The organism is Bradyrhizobium sp. CB1015 (genome assembly GCF_025200925.1).
GTDB lineage: Bacteria > Pseudomonadota > Alphaproteobacteria > Rhizobiales > Xanthobacteraceae > Bradyrhizobium.
The window spans coordinates 93988-115385 of record NZ_CP104174.1 but is presented as its reverse complement, the minus strand read 5'-3'; the positions used below and the strand labels follow the sequence as shown (position 1 = coordinate 115385).

Sequence of the window (21398 nt, the reverse complement as noted above, 5' to 3'; positions counted from 1 at the left end):
GATGGCGGTGCCGTTCGGCCGGCCAGCACCGCGCCTCCGGGAGACGCCGGCGAAGGCCCGCAACTGGCGCAAAGCCGACATTCATCTGAAAAGCTCATGAATTGATGAGTTCTTTCCGGCTTATCTCATAAGCGGACCTGCAATAAATTGCATGATGTGCGGACGGAAAGAATCCGCGGCAAGGATTGGAGCAAGCATGAGAGCGCAAGTGCTGGTGGTGGGCGCCGGGCCGGTCGGGTTGACCGCGGCGATGGATCTCGCCTCGCGCGGAATCGACGTCGTCGTCGCGGAAATCCGTCACGCCGGCGATCCGCCCAGCGTCAAGTGCAATCACGTGTCCGCGCGCTCGATGGAGGTTTTTCGACGGCTCGGAATTGCCGCTCGCTTGCGCGATGCGGGGCTTCCTGCGGACTTTCCCAACGATTGCTCCTATCGGACCACGGCGACCGGCATCGAGCTTTGCCGCATCGACATTCCCTCCCGCGCGCGCCGCTATAGCGCGACCGGCGGCCCCGACACCTGGTGGCCGACGCCCGAGCCGCCGCACCGGATCAACCAGATCTATCTCGAACCGATCCTGTTCAGCCATGCCGCCGCGCAATCACGCATCAAGATCCTTTCGCGCACCGAAATCACCGACATCGCGCAGCACGACGACCATGTCGTCGCGCTGGCGCGCGATCTCGACAGCGGACATTCGCTCCGCATCGAAGCCAGCTTCGTGATCGGCTGCGACGGCAGCCGGTCCCTAGTTCGGAAAGCGATCGGTGCGAGCCTGTCCGGTACGCCGGTGATCCAGCGCGTGCAGTCGACCTTCATCGAAGCGCCGCAACTGAAAGAGCTGATGGGGGCGCACAAGCCGGCCTGGATGGTGCTCTCGCTCAATCCGCGCCGCTCCGGCACCATGGTTGCGATCGACGGCCATGACCGCTGGCTGATCCACAATCATCTGAAGCCGGATGAGCCCGAGTTCGACTCGGTCGATCGCGACTGGGCCATCCGTGCCATTCTCGGCGTCGACGAGCGCTTCGAATACCGCGTGCTCAGCAAGGAGGACTGGGTCGGGCGCCGCCTCGTGGCCGACCGCTTCCGCGACCGCAGGGTCTTCATCTGCGGCGACGCCGCGCATCTGTGGATGCCTTATGCCGGCTACGGCATGAATGCGGGCATTGCGGATGCCGTCGATCTCTGCTGGCAATTGGCGGCGCATCTCATCGGCTGGGCGCCGGTTGCGATCCTCGATGCCTATGAGGCGGAGCGCCAGCCGATCACCGAGCAGGTGTCGCGGTTTGCGATGGACCACGCGATGAAGATGATGGCGCAGCGCGGCGGCGTGTCTGCGGAGATCGAGGACGACACGCCGCGCGGCCACGCGGCGCGCGCGGCGCTGGCGCGAGCGGCCTACGATCTCAACGTGCAGCAATATTGCTGCGCCGGCCTCAACTTCGGCTATTATTACGATGCCTCGCCGATCATCGCCTATGACGGCGAGACGCCGCCGCCTTACGCGATGGGCAGCTTCACGCCCTCCACCGTGCCGGGCGCCCGCGCGCCGCATTTGTTCCTGCGCGACGGACGCTCGCTCTACGACGCCTTCGGCCCCGGCTACACCTTGCTGCGGTTCGACCCGGCGATCGATGTGACGCGGCTGCAAGACGCTGCAAAGCAGCGGAGCGTGCCGCTGGCGCTGGTCGACGTCGCGCCGGAGGAGGCGAACGGCGCCTATGCCGAGAAGCTCGTGCTGGCGCGGCCGGACCAGCACATCGCCTGGCGCGGGCAGACCGCGCCCGAAAATCCACTGGGCTTGCTGGCGCGCATCACTGGCGCGGCGGCGTAAGGCGACTTCAAACGGATAGTCCGGCGGCGCGGGCCGCCGGTCGTGCAAGAGCAAAAGCACCTCGAGGAGGAGAACGTGTTTCACGTTGCAAGGCGCCGCATCCTGGCCGCGCTGACGGCCGCTTCTTTCGCGTTGTTGCCACTGGAGGCGGCCCGAGCCGCCTATCCCGAGCAATTGATCAAGATCATCGTGACCTTCCCGCCCGGCGGCAGCGCCGACACCGTCATCCGCGCGCTCGAGCCGCTGGTCTCGGCCGAGCTCAAGCAGAGTCTCGTGATCGAGAACCGCGCCGGCGCCGGCGGCAACATCGGCATGGCCGCAGTCGCGCAGGCGAAGCCCGACGGCTATACGCTCGGCGTGGCGCCGGCAGGCGCGCTGACGGTGAATCCGCACCTCAATGCCGCGATGCCGTTCGCGCTGAAGGATCTCGCGCCCATCACCCTGCTCGCGGAAATCCCCTTCGTGCTGGTCGCATCCGCGAATATCCCGGCGCGCACACCTGCGGAGACCATCGCGCTCGCCAAGGCGAGGCCGGGTGCGCTGTCGATCGGGCATGGCGGCAACTCGACGGCGATGCATTTGACCGCCGCGCTGTTCACGCAGAGGAGCGGGATCGCGATGGAGCTGGTGCCGTATCGCGGGACGGGGCCGGCGGCGGTCGATGTTCTCGCAGGCCATGTCCCGTTCGCGGTGCTGGACATTCCGGCATCGCGACAGTTGATCCTCGATGGCAAGCTCAACGCGATCGGCGTTTCCTCCGCGCGCCGCCTTGCATCCCTGCCCGATGTGCCGACTCTGGCGGAGAGCGGCATTGCCGGTTTCGAATCCGTCGGCTGGTTCGGGCTCGTTGCTCCCGCCGGCACGCCGGCGGATGTCATTGGCCGGCTGAACGATGCCTTCACCAAGGCGCTGAAGGATCCTGCCGTGGCGGAGAAGATCCGGACCCTCGGCGCCGAGCCTGCGCCGACCTCGCCGGAGCAGTTCGGCCGCTTCATTCAGGACGAAAGTGCGAAATGGGGCAAGCTGATCAGCGAGGCGGGGATCAAGGGAAACTAGAGCGCATCGCTTTTGGTCGAATCGATCGCCGCGGACTCGGTGCAATCTCTCCCGCAAGCGCAGGGCAATCGCATATGATGTGCAAAATGCAGCGGCATCGGCAGTGGGCTCCCTCCCCCGCTTGCGGTCAGGGCTATCGCATTTGAGAATTTTCCCTGCGGCCATCCTTCGAGACGCCCGCTTTGGGCGGGCTCCTCAGGATGAGGGCGGAGTGCGCGGCATCAGTTTTCAACGAGCGCTGACGCTGATTAGCCTCATCCTGAGGAGGCGCATAAGCGCCGTCTCGAAGGACGAGGCGTGCGCGCAGGCCGCCGCCACGAGTGATATGCGATAGCCCGGCGCTTGCGGGGGAGGGGTGGGGAGAGGGTGTCTCCGCGCTGAGATCATCGAGATTAACTGAGGACGTCCCTGTGCGGCGAGAGCCCTCACCCGCCGCGCTCTGCGAGCGCGATAGCCGAGGCTACGCCTCGGCGTCCTTTTGAAGGACGGCCGCCGAAGGCGGCCGATGCTCTCGCGCAAGCGGGAGAGGCGGAGCAAGCCTGCAGACAGTGCCCGTGCATTTCACATGCGATAGCACTTCCGCGCGTAGAAGCTTGAACCCGTCGCCCGCTCGATCCGACCAAGCAACGTCCCGCCGGCTGATTGGCGGCAGGTAATTCACGACGATGTTCGACAAAACCTACCGGCAACGCCTCGAAGCTGATCTTGCGCAATGGGAAGCCGATGGCGTGATTGCGCCGGCGGCCGCCGCCTCCATCCGTCATGCACTGCCGCCGCTTTCGCCCGGCATCAACATCGCAATGGTCGTCGCCATCGTCGGCGGCCTCCTGATCGCCGCCGCGTTCCTCGCCTTCATCGCGGCGCACTGGACCGAGGTCGCGCGGCTGGTGCGGTTTGCGATCCTGATCGCCGGCATGACTGTTGCCGGCGGTCTCGGCGCCTGGTTCGCCGCGAGGCAGCGCACCGTTCTCGCCGATCTCTGTGCCGGCGTCGGTGCGATCATCTTCGGCGCCGGCATCGCGCTGGTCGGGCAGATGTACCACCTCGGCGAAGACTTCGCCGGCGGCATGCTGTTGTGGTCGATCGGCGCGTTCGCCACAGCTTTGCTGACCGGCTCGCGCGGCGCGCTTGCCGTCGGTCTCGTCGCCGCCTCGGTCTGGACCTGCATGCGTGTCTACGATGCGCCCGATGTCCTGCATCTTCCGTTCCTGATCGTCTGGCTGTTCGCCGCCGCACTCGCCTTCGCCTGGCATTCCCGCGTCGCGGCCCATCTCGTCGCGATCGCGGTGCTGCCGTGGTGGGTCGCGACGTCGCTTCGCTTCGAATTCGACGGCGCCCAGCCGTCCTTCGTGCTCGCGAACGGTGCGGCGCTGCTGTTCGGCGCCGGGCTCGCGATTGCCGCCGCGCCGTCGCCGCGAGCGCTCCGGCTCGGCAGCGTTTTGTCGGTTTACGGCGCGTTTTCACTGGCCGTTGCCGCATTCCTGGAGGTGACGACGGTCGACGATCTCGTCCGCTTCCGCGACGGGTCTGGTGCGGGCCAGCCGCTTTGGGCGATCGCGTGCGGAATTGCCGGCGTGATCCTTGCGCTGGCCTCGGCTGCCATCACCAGGCGCGCGGGAGAGCTGCTTGCAGCAGCTGCGATCGCCCTGGTCCTGCTCGCGGCGCCGGTCTGGCCGGCATCCATGGCCGGCGAATCCTGGCTCGCTTATGCCGCGCTGCTCTCGGCTATGCTGTGTCTCGTCGTCTCCGGCATGCTCGATGACGTGCGTCCGCGTATCGTCGCGGGCTGGCTCGGGATTGCCGGGGTGATCGCCGGCATCACCTGGGCGGTGAAGGGATCGCTGCTGCGCCGCTCGGCATTCCTCGGCGCGGCGGGCGTCGCCGCCGTCGCCTTTGCGACCGCGCTCAATCGCATGCTGCCGAGGGCCGCGCGATGAACGGGATGATCGCACCCCTGGCCGCGTTGTGGCGGCGCATCCCGAAAGCCGTGCTGTTTTGTGCCGCCATCCTGATCCAGTGCGCGCTGCTGGTCCTGATGGTCGCCGATCGCATGCAGATCCTGCGCGAAGGCGTCGAGGTCACCTTGCAGACCCAGCCCGTCGATCCCCGCGATCTCCTGCGCGGCGATTATGTCGTGCTCCGCTACGACATCTCGCAGCTGCCGGCGGGGCCGCTCACCGGCAAGCCGTCCGGGACGCGCAACCCGGTCGTGTTCGTCAAGCTCGCGCCCAACGCCAGCGGGCTTTACGAGGCCGTCTCGGTGCATGCCGAGCCCGTTGCTGTCGCCTCACCCGAAATCCTGATCCGCGGCCGCGTCAGTTACACCTGCGGCACGACCAGCCCCGCCTTCTGCGACAAGCTGACGATCAAATACGGTCTCGAAAGCTATTTCGTGCCCGAAGGCGAGGGCAGGACGCTCGAACAGGCCCGCAACCAGCAGAAGCTGCGCATCGTCGCCGCCGTGCTGCCCTCAGGCCGCGCCGCGATCAAGCGCCTGCTGCTCGATGGCAAGGGGGTGTACGAGGAGCCGTTGTATTAGGGCGGGAATGCCGCTAGGGGGATCGATTGCCGCGGCGCTCGTTCGCCTCTCCCGCTTGCGGGAGGGGCCGCAGCCTCTCAGTGGCGCCTACAGGAGAGGTGGCAGAGTGGTTGAATGCACCGCGCTCGAGGTGCGGCATAGGTGCAAGCCTACCGGGGGTTCGAATCTCTCCCTCTCCGCCAGCCGCTGAAATGCTCCTCTCAGATCGCTAAATCCTTCGCGGTAAACAGCGATGGTATCTCACTGCTTCGCCCCGGCAATTTTTCTGGGCAAAGCGCTCCACCAAAGGTTGCTTGTTCCAGACGCAATCACTAATTTCGCATCGTTGGTAGCCGTTTCTTACCCGAGACGACCTCCAGACGGTGATCTGTCAGTTGCCCAGCGGGTCGCGCGACAGCGCGACAGCGTGGCAGCCGCGAAGCTCCACCTGCCAGCACAAGCGTCCATGACGCTGCGTTGGCGCGACAGAGCAACGGAGGGACCGATGCCCAGGGTGCATAAACGTAAGAGCAGGGCTGAGGGCCTTTACGACGAGGCGGCCAAGGGCCGGAAACGGAGAACCGGCACTGCGTGTTCGCGATTTGTTCTTTTCGCGAGCTTGGCGGCGATGGTGTGTCTGCAGGTCTGGCTTGACCTCCAGACGGTCATCTGTCAGGGGCCCAGCGGGTCGCGCGACAGCGTGGCAGCCGCGAAGCTCCACCTGCCAGCACAAGCGTCCATGACGCTGCGTTGGCGTCCCGTTCAATCAGGCTTAGGTGCACCCACATAGTCTCGACCCTAAGCCTGGGAGAACGATGTCCACCTCAACGCCGAGCCGCATCCTTTCGAAATCGAAGCTGATGCACGCATGGCGGCTGTCACCAGACAGTACGTCCAAAGCTGGGGGCCCTGGGGTGGATGGGATCACTGCAGCTCAATTTGCGACCCGACTCGAAACTAACATAGCCTCTCTCGCAAAGACGATCCGTGATCGACAGTATGGTCCATCAAAGTTGAGAGGGGTGGCGATACCGAAATCGGCGTCTAACGAAAAGAGATTGATCTGCATTCCCACGATCAAGGATAGGATCGTTCAGCGAGCGCTCGTGAAGCATTTCACCGCGGGAAAGAAACTTCCGATCTACAACTCTTCGTCTTACGGCTTCATCGAAGGGCGCGGCACGAAGGCGGCCATCACTCGGGCACTTGAACTTAGACCGCAATTTGGATGGTGCCTCAAAACAGATATAGAGAGCTTCTTCGATCGTATTCCTCGTGGCCCTCTCAAGGAGAAGGTAGACCGCACTCTGCCTCGCAGTAGCGTCGCGCCTTTGGTCAAGAGGTTCATCGACTGTGAAATTCGCGATGAAAGTCGGTTACGTCCGATTCTCAAGACGCGTGGTATCAAGCCAGGAGTTGGGCTCCGCCAGGGAATGCCGCTCTCTCCAATTCTAGCCAATCTAATCTTGTCGCCGTTCGACAACGATGTCCAATGCGTGAAGATGGAGATGATACGGTACGCGGACGACATCTTGCTCTTCTATGAGACAGAGCAGAAAGCTAAGGACGGGCTCAAGTTCATAACGGACCGTTTGAATCGCCTCGGATTCTCGATCCCCGAACTGTCCGATCGATCGAAGACCCGCCTCATCGGGCCTCAACAGCCAGTCGATTTCTTGGGACGCCAAATAGTCTTTCTCACCTCCGAGCAGCGATTCGTCTCCAAGATTTCTAGAGCGCACATTGCAAAGATCAGAGAGTCCCTGGAAGACCAATTCAACTTTGAAACCCGATCGAAAGAGGGAAGTGACTTTCAGGAAACCGTAGTTGATCTCTCAAGGTCCGTTTCTGCGTACTTCGGAGCCTATCGCGACGCTTACAACTTTCCTGCGCTGCAATCAGAATTGAGCTCTTGTACCCGGAAGATAATGGAGGGGATCTATGAAGACGTGTTTGGGAGATCGATTTTAGACAACGTGACGGAGCGGGGACGAAATTTCCTCGGAATCGGGAGCCTAGATCAGGTGGAGGCATCGAGCGACTTCGATGACATGGACTATCAATATGGTCGAGCCGAAGGAGGAGGTGACTCACGTCGCGAATAGTCTGTGTGGGTGAGACGCTCGATGCCCCGTCTATCGGCTCTCAAACGGATTCACCACGCTCACCCCAGCCCCGCAACATCGCGATCATTGGGCGTCACCAGCGTCAAATCATGCACCAGCGCAGTTGACGCGCGCAGGCCGTCGATGACAGGAACGGACCTGATGGCGCTGATTGCTTCCCCATTGATCTGATATGGCGTTGTCGATGCCGGCCGTAACCGCCTCCCGTAGATCTTGCAAACACGCGAAATCATCAGGATGATCGGCGCCTCGTAGCATCGCTTGCGAGGTCTTCATGCGAAAATGCGAAGTCGCCGTGCTGGGTCTGGGGCTCATGGGCGGAGCAGCGCTGGGCGCATTGCTGGATTCCGGCGTCGATGCGCTCGGCTTCGACCCTGTCGCAGCAGGTTCGGATCGAGGCTCGTCGCATGGTTCATGTCGAATTTTCCGGCGCTTCAATTTCGAAAACCCCAACTACACCAGCCTGAGCGACGAGGCGCATGCCGGCTGGATCCGGCTGCAGAGCGAAAGCGGTCAAACAATTCTGACGGAAACCCCTGTTTTGGAGGCCGGCCGCCCCGGCTCCGCCATGGTGGCGTCCTCGCGCGCGGCCGCGATCGCGAAAGGGCGTCCGGATCCGATGTTGACCGCGGCTCAAGCGAACAAGGAATTTCCGGCTTTCACCCTGCCCGGCGATTGGGACGTCGTCGTCCAGGACGGTGGCGCGATCCTGCGCACCGAGGTCGTCATGAAACTGATGCGCGAACGCGCCGGCACCTGCGTGATTCCGGAACGCGCGAGCTTCACGTCGCACCACGACGGCGTATCGATCCGCACGGCGACCCAAGAGTTCTTCGCCGAGCGCGCGATTCTGGCGCTGGGCCCATGGCTCGGTCGCGCACTCCCGCGACTAGGCGCGCTGCTTCACGTGACCCGACAGGCGGTCGGCTGGTTCGCGCCTGCTAGCCCCGACAGCGTGGCGCTCGATCGTTTCCCGATCTTCATTCTGGACCGAGGTCCTGATAACATCGTCTACGGCTTTCCGGACTTCGAACAGCGCGGCGTCAAAGCTGCGCCTCACAACCACGGGCCCGTGGTCGGCCCCGACGACTGGGGCCCGCAGGCCAGCGATGCCGAACTCCGTCCGGTCGGCGAAGCGTTGGCCGCCCTCGTCCCGGGCGCGGCCGGGTCCATCATCGATCGCGACGTCTGCCTCTACACCAACACCGCGCCCGCCGACCGCCGGCCCGATGCGGGCGAGGAATTCATCATCGATCGCTGGCCGGAGTCCCGCCTGATCGTCTGCTCCGCTTGTTCAGGCCATGGTGCGAAGTTCGCGCCCGCCATCGGGCAAAGGCTTGCTCGCCTGGCCACCGATCCGTCGTACGAAGCAGAACCCTTCTTTCAGCTTTCCCGATATTCTCGATTTGCCTGAGCGGATGCTGGATGTTGCAGTGACAGTGCACAAAACGCGCACCGTCCGGCGGCAAACGCCTTCACGAGGCCCGGGCCAAAGCCCTGCCTGTCCGACCTCTTGCGACGATGCCACTATGCTCCTGTTTTGCCCGACGAAGCAAATCACGGGAGACGTCATTCGGATGGGCGGCAACGATTGCGGCCAATCCTCGTCGGTTCGCACGGGTGCGCTGGACAGGCGAGTCAAACCACGATCCCCCGACTTTTCGGCCCCCAAAACCCCGCCCGACCCGCACCTGATCCAGCCCCTACCTAACCCATTGATCTTGCAACCCCCGTCTACTGTGCATGGGGTTGTTTTCGAACTTTTGTTGTTCCATGCCATCACGCGAAGCGTTCAACCGCCACGGCACCGGGCCAGCCGCCCCTACCCAAGCGAGACCAACATGCACTCTTCCGCCAGCGGCTGGGGCAACGGGCTTCTCGGCGTCATCATCTTCAGCGGCTCGCTGCCGGCGACGCGCGTGGCGGTCGGCGGCTTCTCGGCGCTGTTTTTGACCTCGGCGCGCGCGGTCATCGCGGCGCTGATCGGGGCTTTGGTGCTCGCCCTGCTCCGTCAGGCGCGGCCGCAGCGGCGGGACCTTGCCTCGCTCGGCATCGTCGCCATCGGCGTCGTGGTCGGCTTTCCCCTGCTGACGGCGCTCGCGCTCCAGCACATCACGTCCGCGCGGTCCATCGTCTTCATCGGCCTGCTGCCGCTGTCGACCGCGATCTTCGGCGTGCTGCGCGGCGGCGAGCGGCCGCGGCCGCTGTTCTGGCTGTTCGCTGGTCTCGGCAGCGCCACCGTGGCCGGCTTTGCCCTCACCAGTGACGGCGCGGCCTCGCTTCAAGGCGATCTGCTGATGGTGGCCGCGATCGTGCTGTGCGGCCTCGGCTATGCCGAGGGCGCCGCGCTGTCGCGCCGCCTCGGCGGCTGGCAGGTGATCTCCTGGGCGCTGCTGCTGGCGCTGCCCTTGATGCTGGTGCTCGCCGTGCTGACGTGGCCGCCGGTCTGGAGCGGCATCAAGGTGCCCGCCTGGATCGGGCTCGCCTACGTCTCCGTCTTCAGCATGTTCGTCGGCTTCATCTTCTGGTACCGCGGGCTCGCCATCGGCGGCATTGCCCGCGTCGGCCAGCTGCAGCAGCTGCAGCCGTTCTTCGGTCTGGCGCTCGCCGGCCTTCTGCTGGGCGAGCCGGTCGCAGCAAGCATGATCGCCGCAACCGGAATCGTGGTCGCCTGCGTGTTCTTCGCGCGGCGCTTTGCGTGAGGCCCTCCCGCCTCTCGTCTCCCCATCAATGTCCGCGACCGCCAAACCTTGATCTAGATCAACGCCGTCCCGGCGCGGTGGCTGCCTTTACGAGCAAACAGCCTGGTCAAAACGCGAAGGAGGACGTCATGCGACAGGGAACCAAATTGTGGTTGGCGGGCGCCGTTGTTGTCTGCGCAGCATTGACCTCGGTGCAGTGGTCGGCAGAGGATGGTCTTTCATTCGCGATCCAGAGCGCGGAAGCCCGCGTCGGGCGGCCGGCGACGCCGGCGAGTGTCGCGGGCGTCGCCCGTCGAACGACGCGTCGTGCCGTGGTCGGTGGCGCGGCCGTAGGTGCAGCAGCCGCAGGAGCCGCCGTCGTGGCGCCGACCTGCGCCCGCGTGCTGGTCAACGGCGTCTGGGTCTGCCGCTAAAGCATGATCCGGAAAAGTGCGGAGCGGTTTTCCGGAAAGATCATGCGTGAACAACAACCTAAAGCGCGATGATGATTCATCCCAATCTCATCGCGCTTTAGGCGAGCCGTCCTCCCGTGCGAGCGGATCGCGCGACCGCGCGTGTCTTCTTCGCGCGGCGCTTTGCGTGAGGGCAGCGCCTCACTGCTGCCCCATCACCGTTCGCGTCAGCGCGGCCTTCGCGAACTTCTTCAGCGGCATCGGCTTGCCGAACAGAAAGCCCTGCACGAGGTCGAAGCCGACTTCGTTCGCGGCGACGAGGTCGGCGCGGCTCTCGACACCTTGCGCCACCGCGCTCGCGCCAAAACCCTGCGCCAGCTCGACGATGTGGCGGCACACCGTGCGCTTCAACCGGTCGCCTCCGCTGCCGGTGACGAATTGCCGATCGGCCTTCAGCTTGACGAAGGGAATTTTGTCCAGGTCCATCAGCTGTGGCCAGTTGGCGCCGAGATTGTCGATCGACAGGCCGATATTGTGCAGGCCGACCTCGCGCGCGACCTCGGCCAGGAGATCGAGCTCGCGGATCGCCTCCTCGCTGTCGATCTCGACCGTCAGTCCGCCGAAGGCCGGGTGCGTCGGCACGCGGCGGCAGAGATCGCGCACCGCCTGCGGCTCCCTGAGATAGGAGGCGGGAAGATTGATCGACAGGTCGACCGGACTTTGTTGCTCGAGAAGATAGTGCCAGTCCTGCATGGCGCGATCGATCACGAACTCCGACAGCTCGCGAAGATGCGGATCGTGCGGCTCCGGGATGAAATAGGCCGGCGGCACCACGCCCCAGGTCGGATGCCGCATTCGCACCAGGGCCTCGGCGCCGTTGCGGACCAGCGTGCGCGCGTCGATCTTGGGCTGGTACCAGAGCTCGAGCCAGCCGGCATGCAGGGCCTCGCCGACATGCACGGCCGGGCTCGGCGCCGGCTCCTCCGGCAGCAGCATGGCAACGCGCTCGCGCAGCGTCTCCGCGGCAAAGGGCGTCGTCAGCGGCGGCAGCATCGCAAGGCCGTATTCCTCACCGACCTGCCGCACGGCTTTGACGATGATCGAATCGCGGGCGCCGACGGCGAGAACCCTGCCGGCAAATGCCTCGCGCACCAGGATTTCGAGGAATCGTCCCGGCTCGATGCCATCGGCGGCGACGCCGAGCAGGATCAGGTCCGGCAATTCGCTGGCGAGCACGGTCTGCAGCTCGTCGGCGCTGGCACATTCGCAGGTGACGAAGCCGAGATCTTCGAGGATCTCGCTGAGAAAGGCGCGCAAGTGACGCTTGCTGTCGGCAACGCAGGCGCGCGGCGTCACCTTTCGCCGTCCGAAGGTCACAGGCCTTCGTCCGACGAGCTCAGTCATCCCATCGTTCATCCTATACCACTCCCGTTCCGTGACGGTTTCATAACCGCGGAGCGTGGGTTCAAATAAGGAGAGCATCACATCGTTCTTGAATTATCTGAGTAACGTTAAGCCCTGCAATTCGAGCTAATTTGTCGACAGAATCTTCGAAAAGAATTCGCATACCCGAGCACCACACGCGCAGCGCCGGTTGTTGCAGGTGAAATGCCTCCGCGCGTGCTTGGCGCGCGACGTGCCGCTCGACGGCGTCGAAGGATGCAGGCGCGCGGGTTGCTCCGAGGCGGCGATGAAGCCGGCGCAGCGTTAATCGGCGGCGGCTTTCATCTCGCGCCTTCCCGCGATGCGCGCATCGCGGCCTTCCGCGCGTGACGGTTCTGCGACAACGGGTCCGGGCTGGCGGCCAAGAATGTGAAGCACATCACACGCGCGTTGCCGCACTCGCGCTAAAGGTCCCCCGAGCCGGTGGAGGGCTGTCGAGGACTACAGCTATGTCGATGCGGCGAATGATGTATTGGTGGTTCAGGTTCGTGCTGTCAGGGCGATTTCTCGATCGCTTCCTGTGTCTGCCGCGCGTGCCGAACTGAAGCGCGATGCGATCGGCTGAATCCTGGTCCGGCGCGCTTAGGTCTGTCCGATCAATTTGCGGAACGCCGCCGCTCCGTCCTGCATCGCGTCACGTCCCTTCCAGGCCAGATAGGTCAGCTTGCCGCCGAGCGTATCGTGGCTGCGCAGCCGCCGCGAGCCGAGAATGTGGCCGACATTCGAGGGGAAGCGGCTCACCTCGGCGGAGACCAGCGCCGCGATCGCGTCCATCAATTGCTGGAGGCGGACGCCCCATTCGCAATGCTCGATGCCGTCGATGCGGACCTTGAGCGCATATTCGGTGTCATAGATTTCGGCGAGCAGGTCGCGGGCGATCAGCACCCGGTTGTGCCGGAGTGCGACACGAAGCGCGAGGCGCTTGTCGTCGAGCCGGTCGAGGACCATGGGCACGACGCAGGCATAGGGTGTGGCGGCGACGTCTGCGGCGGCCTTGCTCGCAGCAGCCCTGGTGGCAAGCCGCACCAATTGCCACGACGTCTTCAGGCGTCGCGCCACCAGCGCCAGCGCGAAGGGCAGTGCCTGGGGATGGGCCTTCTTGAAGGCGTCGAGCTGCGCGGTGATCTGGGCGACCTGGCCGTCGTCGAACTTTGCGATCTTCTCGGGCAGCTTCTCGTTGAACTTCGGTAGCGCATCGCCGGCGCGCAACACTTGCAGCATCTTCACGACGTCGTCGAAGGCGGTGCGCGAGGCCGTATATTGCGCGAGCTTGGCACGCGCGGATTCGGCGCTCTCGGGCGAGTTGAGGGTGCTCTCGAGGACCTTGACGACCTTGGTCTGGAAGGTCGAGGCGATCTTCTGCACTTCCTTCGGGTTGTTGGCCGCGACCTGGTCGTTGATCGCCTTGATGTAGTCGCGGGCCATGGTCGGCAGCAGGTCGCGGCAGATCCATTCCCAGATCGGGGTGAGGGTGTTGCGCGAGATCCGCCCCATGTTGGCGTGCTCGGGCGCGCCGTCGATCAGCAGCAGTTCGAGCGGCGCGAAGAAATAGCGCGACGGGCTGGTGGCGCGCGCCTGGGTCGATCCGTCCTTGCGGAATTCGGCGCGCAAGCGCGCCTGGATGTCGGCCGAACCCGGCATGTCGATGCCGCACAGCTCGAGCCGCTCGAGCTCGCTGAGCAGACAGCTGCGCGACAGCGGCGTCAGCCTCTGCAGAAATTCCGACAGCCGATCGATCTCGTTCATGGCACGCAATCTTTCGCAGCGTGGCCCGCGGGCTTGCGGGCCCAATGCGTGGAGGCATTTGCGCGCTCTCAACCTCCCTAGAGAAGCAAGTCGCCGTTAATTAATCCGTAAAATCCGGGGGACCGATGTCGGAGCAAGGCGACCGCCGAGGAGCTTTCCGCGTCCCAGACCAGGTTTTCGGCAGAAAACTCAACCGCTACATGGTCGCGTGCGGCGTCGCGCAAGCACAAATTGTGCCGAAGTCGTCATTTTAGCGCAAAAGGGCCTAAATCACCGTAGTCTTACGGAGCAGAAAGTTAACCACAGACCCGCCCCGGTTCCGCTAAACGGGTGACATGGGGTCACAGAATGATACGGCCACCGATTCGCGGCCATCGGAATGGCACGAAAGCAGCGCTGCTTCAGCTGAAGAGCCCGATTTCGTCCGCCTGAGCGCCGTTCGTGCGAGGGCGGCCGACGAAATGGCGGCTGCCATCGCCCGCGAGCTCAACGGCCCCCTGACCGCCCTGCTGCTCTACATGGGCGAGATCAAGCATCACAGCGATCAGCTCGTCCCCGCTGCGGGCGATCGTGCCTATCTGCAGCGGGTGGTGGAGAACGCGCTGGCACAGACCGAGCGCGTTTGCGGCCTGGTCAAGCAGCTCGCCGGCCCTCACAAGGGCGGCTTGCCGACCCCGTCTAGCACCGAGGAGGCAGAATCGAAGGCCGCCCGCGTGCTGCAGCCGCCGCGCGCCGATCTGCTCGGCCCGTCGGGGCAGAAGCGGCTGACCAAGCGCGAGCGCGAGGTGCTGAGGCTGATCAGCGAAGGCTACTCGAACAAGCAGGGCGCGCTTCGCATGCAGATCAGTCCGCGCACCTTCGAGAGCCATCGCGCCGAGGCGATGCGCAAGCTCGGTGCGCGCAACACCGCGGACCTCGTCCGTGCGGCGCTCTTGCATTCGATCGACTGAAGCGGGGCGGTTGCGCCGCCGTCGGGCGGTGCGGACGAGATGCCGAAACCCATCTCGAAAGATTGGAAATCCGCGGTGCTCAGAAATAGTCTTCGGCGAACGGACGCGCGCGCGAGGCGGGACGCAGCGGCTTGATCTCTTCCTTCGGCGCGCTCGGAATGATCGTGATGGTCCAGCGGGGAGGCATGCTCGATTCCTGCTCCAGCACCGAGCGCACGAAACCGGTCACGGTCGATTCGCCGGCCTTCACCGTCGCCATCCGGCCGTTGAACTGTGCGATACGGAAGCGACGAACCTCCTTCTGGTCTGCGGTCTCGTAGGTGAACATGGAAAACCCTCCTGGTTTTCCGGGACTATCGCCAGCTATGATTAGCCATCTGTGAAAATCGCAAACCGTAGAAGTACGGCGGGAATGCACGCGCGGGTCGTTCGGAGCGTTTTTCACGCGAAGTAGCGTGACGAGGGCGTCACAAGCGAGCCTAGCCTTGCGGCTCCTGCGCGTACGCGGCGGCGTAGGCGGCATCCATCAGGTCCAGGAGCGCGTGGAATTCGGCTTCGCCGAGGCGCTCCACGGTTTTCTCCAGCCGCAGTGCCAGCGCCGCGAGCCTGAGATAGCCGAACGTTCCGGCCGCGCTCTTCAACGAATGCGCTTCGCGCGCGATCCTGGCGTGGTGTTGCGCAGGCGAGAGCGTGCGGAACAATTGCAGGCGCGCGCAGGTCTCGCTCCAGAACACAAGGCGCACTTCACCGGCGCCGTCCTCGCCGATCTCGCGCACCAGCGCTTCGTACGCGCGCGGCTCGCGCGCGGGTTCGGCATCGAGCGCCTTCGCAGGCGCGACGGTGACGTCAAACATGGCCTTGCCAGCCTTGATCACGGTTCGTCGTCGCGCGGCACGTCGGCGCGCGAGGCATGTCGCGTGTCTACGGCATTCGAATTTCAGTTCCGGTAGCAGGATGGCCGGTGTTTGCAGGCCGGCATTAGCCTGCGGTTTACCAAGCGAGCGCAGGGTTCAGGGCGGGCCGAGCAGCCGGTCGTACTGGGCCTTCACGGCGGCGTAGCATTCGCACGCCGTCTGGCGCAGCCCGTCGAGGTTGGTGATCTGGATGTGTCCGCGGCTGTAGTGGATGACATTGGCCTGCTGCAGCGAGTTGGCGACCAGCGACACGCTGTTGCGCCGGGCCCCGATCATCTGGGCCATGGTCTCCTGGGTCAGCAGCAGACGCGACTCGCCCGACAGATCATGAGTGTGCAACAGGCAGCGCGACAGCCGCGACTCCACGGGATGGGCGGCGTTGCAGCCCGCGGTCTGTTGTACCTGGGCGTAGACCGCCAGCCCGTGGCGCGTGAGCTGCGTGCGCAGGGCGCTGCTCTGGTCGGCGGCCGCGCGCAGGCGGTCCAGATCGACCACCGAGGCGACGCCGGGAACCAGCACGATGGCGGTGTTCAACGCATACGCATCGCCCAAGATGGCGAGCGTCCCGAGCAGGCTGTCGCGGCCGATCATGGCGACTTGCACATGCTCGCCCTTGGCCAGTTCCACCACCAGCGAGATGACGCCGCGGTGAGGAAAATAGGCGCGCCTGAGCGTCTCGCCGGTCTCGACCAGCACCGCGTCGTGGGGCAGATCCACCGTTCGCAGGTGCGGGCGGATCAATTCATAATCGTCTGCCGACAACGCGGACAGGAAACCGTTGGATGGACGCATCATCGTTTCCACGGCTGCCTCCACCGTTCCCCCTGCACCTTCGGATTCGCAACGCGCGTATCACGTCGTGCGTGGGTAAGTCCCATCATCTTCGCGTCGGGATTTATTGGCAATTGAGACAAGTTGTCCGGCCCTGGCGATGCATCGATGCTGCGTGCAATTCGGCATACGGGGATCGCTTCGTGCTCCCGTCACGCCACGGCTCCCAGCAGGCGCAGGTGATGGGCCTTCACCGCCGAATAGCAGCCGCAGGACCTCGTCAGCAGCGCCTGCACATCGACGATCTCGATATGGCCGCGGCTGTAGCGAATGATGCCGGCCCGCTGCAGCGCATGCGCTACCAGCGAGATTGCGTTGCGGCGGACGCCGATCATCTGCGCCAGCGCCTCCTGGGTCAGCGGTAGGATCGGGCTGTCGGACAGGTCGCGGGCGCGGAGCAGCCAGCGCGCGAGCCGCGCCTCGACCGGATGCGACGTATTGCAGAGCAGCGATTGCTGCGCATGCGCGAGCATGACCTGCTCGTGGCGGACCATCAGCTTGCGAAACCGCGCGCTCGCCGCCGCGACCGCGCGGAAGACCCCGATTTCGAGCACGGAAGCAACTCCTGGGAACAGCACAAGCGCGTCCATCGGCGAGATGCCGTCGGCAAGTGCCGCACCAGCCCCCACGACGCCGTCGCGGCCCAGCATCGCAATTTCGATCGTCTGTCCTTCGGACAGGCTCACCCTGATCGAAACGGATCCACCATGCGGGAAGTAGACATGTCGCGGCGCAATGCCGACCTCGCCCACGACAGATTTGCTGACCATTTCGAACGTCGCGAGGTGCGGACGCAGCAGATCCAAATCCGCCGCGTCGAGCAGTTGCAGCAGCTGATTGGGCGGGGGGCGGCTCACGGTCATGCAGGTCGATCCGGCGGATTCGATGGACGGTGGGCGCACTCAGTTGCACGGCGTGCAAATACTAATCTAAAGGTTGTGGCGTCGTCCATATACCCGTTAGAGGGCAGACAGGCGGCGGAATTAAGAAGCGCACACTGATTCGCTGACGAGGCGGCCGTCCTGCAACGCGTACGCGGGAATAAGCGGCAAGGGGGCCTCAGGAGCTGGAAGGCATTGCATCCGCGCTGGCCATCGTGCCGGCTCGCGTCGCCTCGTCCGCTTCCGCAAACGACGTTTGTTGCATCTCTCATCGCAAGCAAAGGAGAAAGGCGTGCCCCACGGTTCAATCGTTGAATCGCCGAAACGGGAAGCTCAATTGGGGCGAGACGATCTGCGCCATATTCTGGTCGTCGACGATGACCCGATGGTGTGCATGGCCATCGAGGTCTACCTCCAGCGCAACAATTTTCGGGTGACGATCGCCGAGGGCGGTGAAGCCGGACTGCGCGCCCTCGAGCACGAGCAATTCGATCTGATGATCATCGATATCTTCATGCCGCACATGCGCGGGTTCGAATCGATCCGGATTTTCCACGACAGGCGCCTGTCATTCCGCTGATCGCGATGACCGGCTACGCTTTCGCAAACCTGAACTCGCCTGCGCCCGACTTCCTGCGGATGGCGCTGGAGCTCGGCGCCGCGCGTTGTCTGCGCAAGCCGTTCACGCCGCACGCGCTGCTCGCCGCCATCAACGATTGCCTGGCAGAGCATCGCCCCGCGGCGACCTCGCCGCGGCCGTGCGGCTCGGTTAGCGCGGCACGAGCCGCTTCGGTCGAGGGGTAACCCTTCGTTTACCTCAAGCGTGGACCGCGCAAATCGCCCCAGCGCCCGAGAACGCGCGCGACGATAGCGCCGCCGACTGCGTGCGGCTCGCCCCAACCGCCTGCGGGCCGGCTCTATCGTTCTTCGCGAGCAGGACTTTCGCACGCGCCTCGTCCCGCAATTATCGGCTCGTTTACCGCGCGGCTTCCTCAGTTGCGGGCGCGGAGGCGGTTTCGCCGAAAGGCGCTGCAGCATGCAGCAGAACCGCAAACTTCTCTTCAATATCCGTAGTAGCACGGAGGATGAAATTAACGGGACTGTGAAAGGGGATGTCTAACGATCCAGGATAGGGGTCCGTCCGTGCCAAGGGTGGCTCGGACGTCGCGTTTGCGGCCCAGGTCAGTAAGGCGTAGCTCATGGATGATCTGTTGCGGGAGTTTCTGACGGAGACCAGCGAGAGCCTGGACACCGTGGACAATCAGCTGGTGAAGTTCGAGCAGGAGCCGAACAACGCCAAGATCCTGGATAACATCTTCCGCCTGGTCCACACCATCAAGGGCACCTGCGGCTTCCTCGGCCTGCCGCGGCTGGAAGCGCTGGCGCATGCCGGCGAGACCTTGATGGGCAAATTCCGTGACGGCATGCCGGTGACCGCCGAGGCGGTGACGGTGATCCTGTCCTCGATCGACCGCATCAAGGAGATTTTGGCTGGGCTGGAGGCAACCGAGGCCGAGCCGGAGGGGAACGACCGCGATCTCATCGACAAGCTGGAGGCGATGGTCGAGCAGGGCATGGCCGCGATGGCCGCAGGTTCAACTCCCGTCGCCGATGCGCCGCCGCTGGCGCCGGAAGCCCCTGTTGCTGCACCCGCCAAGGAGATGACCACGGGCTCGCTGGTCGCGCAGACCCTGGAGCGTCCGCTGCGTCCGGGCGAGGTCTCGCTCGACGAGCTCGAGCGCGCCTTCCGCGAGACCGCGATCGAAGCGCCGGTGCCCGCGCCGGTTGCCAAGGCTGCGATCAAGGCCGAAGCTGCACCTGCCGCCAAGGAAGCCGCAAAGCCGGCCAAGGAGAGGGCCGCGCCGAAGAAGTCGATGGCCGACGAGAGTGCGGGCGAGGGCGAGCGCATCGCCAACCAGTCGATCCGCGTCAACGTGGATACGCTGGAGCACCTGATGACCATGGTCTCCGAGCTGGTGCTGACCCGCAACCAGCTGCTGGAGATCTCCCGCCGCAACGAGGATACCGAGTTCAAGGTGCCGTTGCAGCGCCTGTCCAACGTCACCGCCGAGCTGCAGGAAGGCGTCATGAAGACGCGCATGCAGCCGATCGGCAATGCCTGGCAGAAGCTGCCCCGCATCGTCCGCGACCTCTCATCCGAGCTCGGCAAGCAGATCGAGCTCGAGATGCACGGCGCCGACACCGAGCTCGACCGCCAGGTGCTCGACCTGATCAAGGACCCGCTCACCCACATGGTGCGCAACTCCGCCGATCATGGCCTGGAGACCCCCGCCGAGCGCCTCGCCAGCGGCAAGGGCGAGCAGGGCACCATTCGCCTCTCCGCCTATCACGAGGGCGGCCACATCATCATCTGCATCGCCGACAACGGCAGAGGCCTCAACACCGAGAAGATCAAGGCCAAGGCGCTCTCCTCAGGTCTCGTCACCGAGGCCGAGCTCGAGAAGATGAGCGAAGCCCAGATCCACAAGTTCATCTTCGCGCCGGGCTTCTCCACTGCGGCTGCCATCACCTCGGTCTCGGGCCGCGGCGTCGGCATGGACGTGGTCCGCACCAATATCGACCAGATCGGCGGCACCATCGACATCAAGAGCGTGGCCGGCGAGGGCTCAAGCGTCACCATCAAGATCCCGCTGACGCTCGCCATCGTCTCGGCGCTGATCGTCGAAGCCGCCGGCGACCGCTTCGCCATCCCGCAGCTCTCGGTGGTCGAGCTGGTGCGGGCCCGCGCCAACTCCGAGCACCGCATCGAGCGCATCAAGGACACCGCGGTGCTCAGGCTGCGCAACAAGCTGCTGCCGCTGATCCACCTGAAGAAGCTCCTGAAGATCGACGACGGCGCCGCCTCCGATCCCGAGAACGGCTTCATCGTGGTGACGCAAGTCGGCAGCCAGACTTTTGGCATCGTCGTCGACGGCGTGTTCCACACCGAAGAAATCGTGGTCAAGCCGATGTCGACGAAACTGCGTCACATCGACATGTTCTCCGGCAACACCATTCTGGGCGATGGCGCGGTCATCATGATCATCGACCCCAACGGCATTGCCAAGGCGCTCGGCGCCGCCGGCTCCTCGGCCCATGACATGGGCGACGAGAACAGCGCCCATCACATCGGCTCGGGCGAGCAGACCACCTCGCTGCTCGTGTTCCGCGCCGGCTCGTCGCAGCCCAAGGCGGTTCCGCTTGGCCTCGTCACGCGCCTGGAGGAGCTGCCCGCCGACAAGATCGAGTTCAGTAACGGCCGCTACATGGTGCAGTACCGCGAGCAGCTGATGCCGCTGGTCGCGATGGAAGGCGTCACCATCGCAAGCCAGGGCGCCCAGCCGATCCTGGTGTTCGCCGACGACGGCCGCTCCATGGGCCTCGTCGTCGACGAGATCATCGACATCGTCGAGGAACGGCTCAACATCGAGGTCGGCGGCTCCTCCTCCGGCATCCTCGGCTCGGCCGTGATCAAGGGCCAGGCCACCGAGGTGATCGACGTCGGCCACTTCCTGCCGATGGCGTTCGCCGACTGGTTCACCCGCAAGGAGATGAAGCCGTCGCTGCACTCGCAGTCGGTGCTGCTGGTCGACGACAGCGCGTTCTTCCGCAACATGCTGGCGCCGGTGCTGAAGGCGGCCGGCTACCGCGTCCGCACCGCGCCGACCGCGCAGGAGGGCCTCGCGGCTTTGCGCGCGCAGAGCTTCGACGTGGTCCTGACCGACATCGAGATGCCCGACATGAACGGGTTCGAGTTCGCCGAAGTGATCCGCTCCGACAACAATCTCGCCGCGATGCCGATCATCGGCCTCTCGGCGCTGGTGTCGCCGGCGGCGATCGAGCGCGGCCGTCAGGCCGGCTTCCACGACTATGTCGCCAAGTTCGACCGTCCCGGTCTGATCGCGGCGCTGAAGGAGCAGACCGCGGGCGCCGCCGGCGCCTCCGAGCTGAGCCGGGCGGCCGCGGCTTGAATCTTAAGCGGGATGGATCAGGAGATAGGCA

Annotated in this window: 16 protein-coding genes, 1 tRNA gene and 1 pseudogene; 12 read left to right on the top strand and 6 right to left on the bottom strand. The window is 64.7% G+C overall.

Annotated elements, in window-relative coordinates; all coding sequences use genetic code 11:
- Nucleotides 1–196: 196 nt before the first annotated feature.
- The 9 genes from N2604_RS00520 to N2604_RS00480 all read left to right on the top strand — a co-directional run bounded on the left by N2604_RS00520 (nucleotide 197) and on the right by N2604_RS00480 (nucleotide 10652).
- On the top strand, nucleotides 197–1837 hold the full coding sequence (locus N2604_RS00520) for an FAD-dependent oxidoreductase (protein ID WP_260373340.1): 1641 nt from the start codon (nucleotides 197–199) through the stop codon (nucleotides 1835–1837).
- A 75-nt stretch (nucleotides 1838–1912) separates the two neighbouring features.
- Nucleotides 1913–2893, top strand: a complete 981-nt coding sequence (locus tag N2604_RS00515; RefSeq protein WP_260373339.1) for a tripartite tricarboxylate transporter substrate binding protein — start codon at nucleotides 1913–1915, stop codon at nucleotides 2891–2893.
- Between the two features lie 665 nt (nucleotides 2894–3558).
- Complete coding sequence (locus tag N2604_RS00510) at nucleotides 3559–4830, top strand: DUF2157 domain-containing protein (protein ID WP_260373338.1); 1272 nt, start codon at nucleotides 3559–3561, stop codon at nucleotides 4828–4830.
- Nucleotides 4827–5432, top strand: a complete 606-nt coding sequence (locus N2604_RS00505; RefSeq protein ID WP_260373337.1) for a GDYXXLXY domain-containing protein — start codon at nucleotides 4827–4829, stop codon at nucleotides 5430–5432. Before N2604_RS00510 ends, N2604_RS00505 begins: the two co-directional genes overlap by 4 nt.
- Nucleotides 5433–5524: 92 nt before the next feature.
- Nucleotides 5525–5614: transfer RNA gene (locus tag N2604_RS00500), tRNA-Ser, on the top strand.
- Nucleotides 5615–6226: 612 nt separating this feature from the next.
- Entirely contained in the window at nucleotides 6227–7516 is a 1290-nt protein-coding gene (locus tag N2604_RS00495; RefSeq protein ID WP_311739789.1) for a reverse transcriptase domain-containing protein, read from the top strand.
- Nucleotides 7517–7811: 295 nt separating this feature from the next.
- Nucleotides 7812–8951: an FAD-dependent oxidoreductase gene (locus N2604_RS00490; RefSeq protein ID WP_260373336.1), complete on the top strand. Its 1140-nt coding sequence runs from the start codon at nucleotides 7812–7814 to the stop codon at nucleotides 8949–8951.
- 427 nt (nucleotides 8952–9378) lie between these two features.
- Nucleotides 9379–10239, top strand: a complete 861-nt coding sequence (locus tag N2604_RS00485; RefSeq protein WP_260373335.1) for a DMT family transporter — start codon at nucleotides 9379–9381, stop codon at nucleotides 10237–10239.
- Nucleotides 10240–10367: 128 nt separating this feature from the next.
- Entirely contained in the window at nucleotides 10368–10652 is a 285-nt protein-coding gene (locus N2604_RS00480) for a hypothetical protein (protein WP_260373334.1), read from the top strand.
- A gap of 180 nt (nucleotides 10653–10832) precedes the next feature.
- Here N2604_RS00480 and N2604_RS00475 read toward each other — a convergent pair whose 3' ends face one another.
- Together N2604_RS00475 and N2604_RS00470 are read right to left on the bottom strand one after the other, a co-directional pair.
- Entirely contained in the window at nucleotides 10833–12047 is a 1215-nt protein-coding gene (locus tag N2604_RS00475; RefSeq protein WP_260373333.1) for an EAL domain-containing protein, read from the bottom strand.
- A gap of 609 nt (nucleotides 12048–12656) precedes the next feature.
- Nucleotides 12657–13820, bottom strand: a complete 1164-nt coding sequence (locus N2604_RS00470; protein ID WP_260373332.1) for a hypothetical protein — start codon at nucleotides 13818–13820, stop codon at nucleotides 12657–12659.
- Nucleotides 13821–14155: 335 nt separating this feature from the next.
- On the opposite strand from N2604_RS00470, the gene N2604_RS00465 reads away from it, so the two are divergent.
- Nucleotides 14156–14770 carry a helix-turn-helix transcriptional regulator gene (locus N2604_RS00465; protein ID WP_260373331.1) on the top strand — a complete coding sequence of 205 codons (615 nt, stop codon included), beginning with the start codon at nucleotides 14156–14158 and terminating at the stop codon, nucleotides 14768–14770.
- Nucleotides 14771–14849: 79 nt separating this feature from the next.
- On the opposite strand, the gene N2604_RS00460 is transcribed toward N2604_RS00465, so the two are convergent.
- The 4 genes from N2604_RS00460 to N2604_RS00445 form a co-directional block, all read right to left on the bottom strand.
- Nucleotides 14850–15098: a hypothetical protein gene (locus N2604_RS00460; protein WP_036040573.1), complete on the bottom strand. Its 249-nt coding sequence runs from the start codon at nucleotides 15096–15098 to the stop codon at nucleotides 14850–14852.
- A gap of 151 nt (nucleotides 15099–15249) precedes the next feature.
- Nucleotides 15250–15624, bottom strand: a complete 375-nt coding sequence (locus tag N2604_RS00455) for an Hpt domain-containing protein (RefSeq protein ID WP_260373330.1) — start codon at nucleotides 15622–15624, stop codon at nucleotides 15250–15252.
- A gap of 156 nt (nucleotides 15625–15780) precedes the next feature.
- Entirely contained in the window at nucleotides 15781–16479 is a 699-nt protein-coding gene (locus N2604_RS00450) for a Crp/Fnr family transcriptional regulator (RefSeq protein WP_260376400.1), read from the bottom strand.
- Between the two features lie 188 nt (nucleotides 16480–16667).
- Entirely contained in the window at nucleotides 16668–17378 is a 711-nt protein-coding gene (locus tag N2604_RS00445) for a Crp/Fnr family transcriptional regulator (protein WP_260373329.1), read from the bottom strand.
- 370 nt (nucleotides 17379–17748) lie between these two features.
- On the opposite strand from N2604_RS00445, the pseudogene N2604_RS00440 reads away from it, so the two are divergent.
- A pseudogene (locus N2604_RS00440) lies at nucleotides 17749–18169 on the top strand (response regulator).
- Between the two features lie 426 nt (nucleotides 18170–18595).
- Nucleotides 18596–21367 carry a hybrid sensor histidine kinase/response regulator gene (locus tag N2604_RS00435; RefSeq protein ID WP_260373328.1) on the top strand — a complete coding sequence of 924 codons (2772 nt, stop codon included), beginning with the start codon at nucleotides 18596–18598 and terminating at the stop codon, nucleotides 21365–21367.
- The last annotated feature ends 31 nt before the right edge of the window (nucleotides 21368–21398 follow it).

Excerpts from the sequence above, each read along its gene's own strand:
- N2604_RS00520 (WP_260373340.1), top strand. The coding sequence starts at position 197 with ATGAGAGCGCAAGTGCTGGTGGTGGGCGCCGGGCCGGTCGGGTTGACC.
- N2604_RS00510 (WP_260373338.1), top strand. The coding sequence starts at position 3,559 with ATGTTCGACAAAACCTACCGGCAACGCCTCGAAGCTGATCTTGCGCAA.
- N2604_RS00495 (WP_311739789.1), top strand. The coding sequence starts at position 6,227 with ATGTCCACCTCAACGCCGAGCCGCATCCTTTCGAAATCGAAGCTGATG.
- N2604_RS00475 (WP_260373333.1), bottom strand. The coding sequence starts at position 12,047 with ATGAACGATGGGATGACTGAGCTCGTCGGACGAAGGCCTGTGACCTTC.
- N2604_RS00470 (WP_260373332.1), bottom strand. The coding sequence starts at position 13,820 with ATGAACGAGATCGATCGGCTGTCGGAATTTCTGCAGAGGCTGACGCCG.
- N2604_RS00460 (WP_036040573.1), bottom strand. The coding sequence starts at position 15,098 with ATGTTCACCTACGAGACCGCAGACCAGAAGGAGGTTCGTCGCTTCCGT.
- N2604_RS00435 (WP_260373328.1), top strand. The coding sequence starts at position 18,596 with ATGGATGATCTGTTGCGGGAGTTTCTGACGGAGACCAGCGAGAGCCTG.
- N2604_RS00505 (WP_260373337.1), top strand. The coding sequence starts at position 4,827 with ATGAACGGGATGATCGCACCCCTGGCCGCGTTGTGGCGGCGCATCCCG.
- N2604_RS00450 (WP_260376400.1), bottom strand. The coding sequence starts at position 16,479 with ATGATGCGTCCATCCAACGGTTTCCTGTCCGCGTTGTCGGCAGACGAT.
- N2604_RS00485 (WP_260373335.1), top strand. The coding sequence starts at position 9,379 with ATGCACTCTTCCGCCAGCGGCTGGGGCAACGGGCTTCTCGGCGTCATC.
- N2604_RS00480 (WP_260373334.1), top strand. The coding sequence starts at position 10,368 with ATGCGACAGGGAACCAAATTGTGGTTGGCGGGCGCCGTTGTTGTCTGC.
- N2604_RS00445 (WP_260373329.1), bottom strand. The coding sequence starts at position 17,378 with ATGACCGTGAGCCGCCCCCCGCCCAATCAGCTGCTGCAACTGCTCGAC.
- N2604_RS00465 (WP_260373331.1), top strand. The coding sequence starts at position 14,156 with ATGGGGTCACAGAATGATACGGCCACCGATTCGCGGCCATCGGAATGG.
- N2604_RS00490 (WP_260373336.1), top strand. The coding sequence starts at position 7,812 with ATGCGAAAATGCGAAGTCGCCGTGCTGGGTCTGGGGCTCATGGGCGGA.
- N2604_RS00455 (WP_260373330.1), bottom strand. The coding sequence starts at position 15,624 with ATGTTTGACGTCACCGTCGCGCCTGCGAAGGCGCTCGATGCCGAACCC.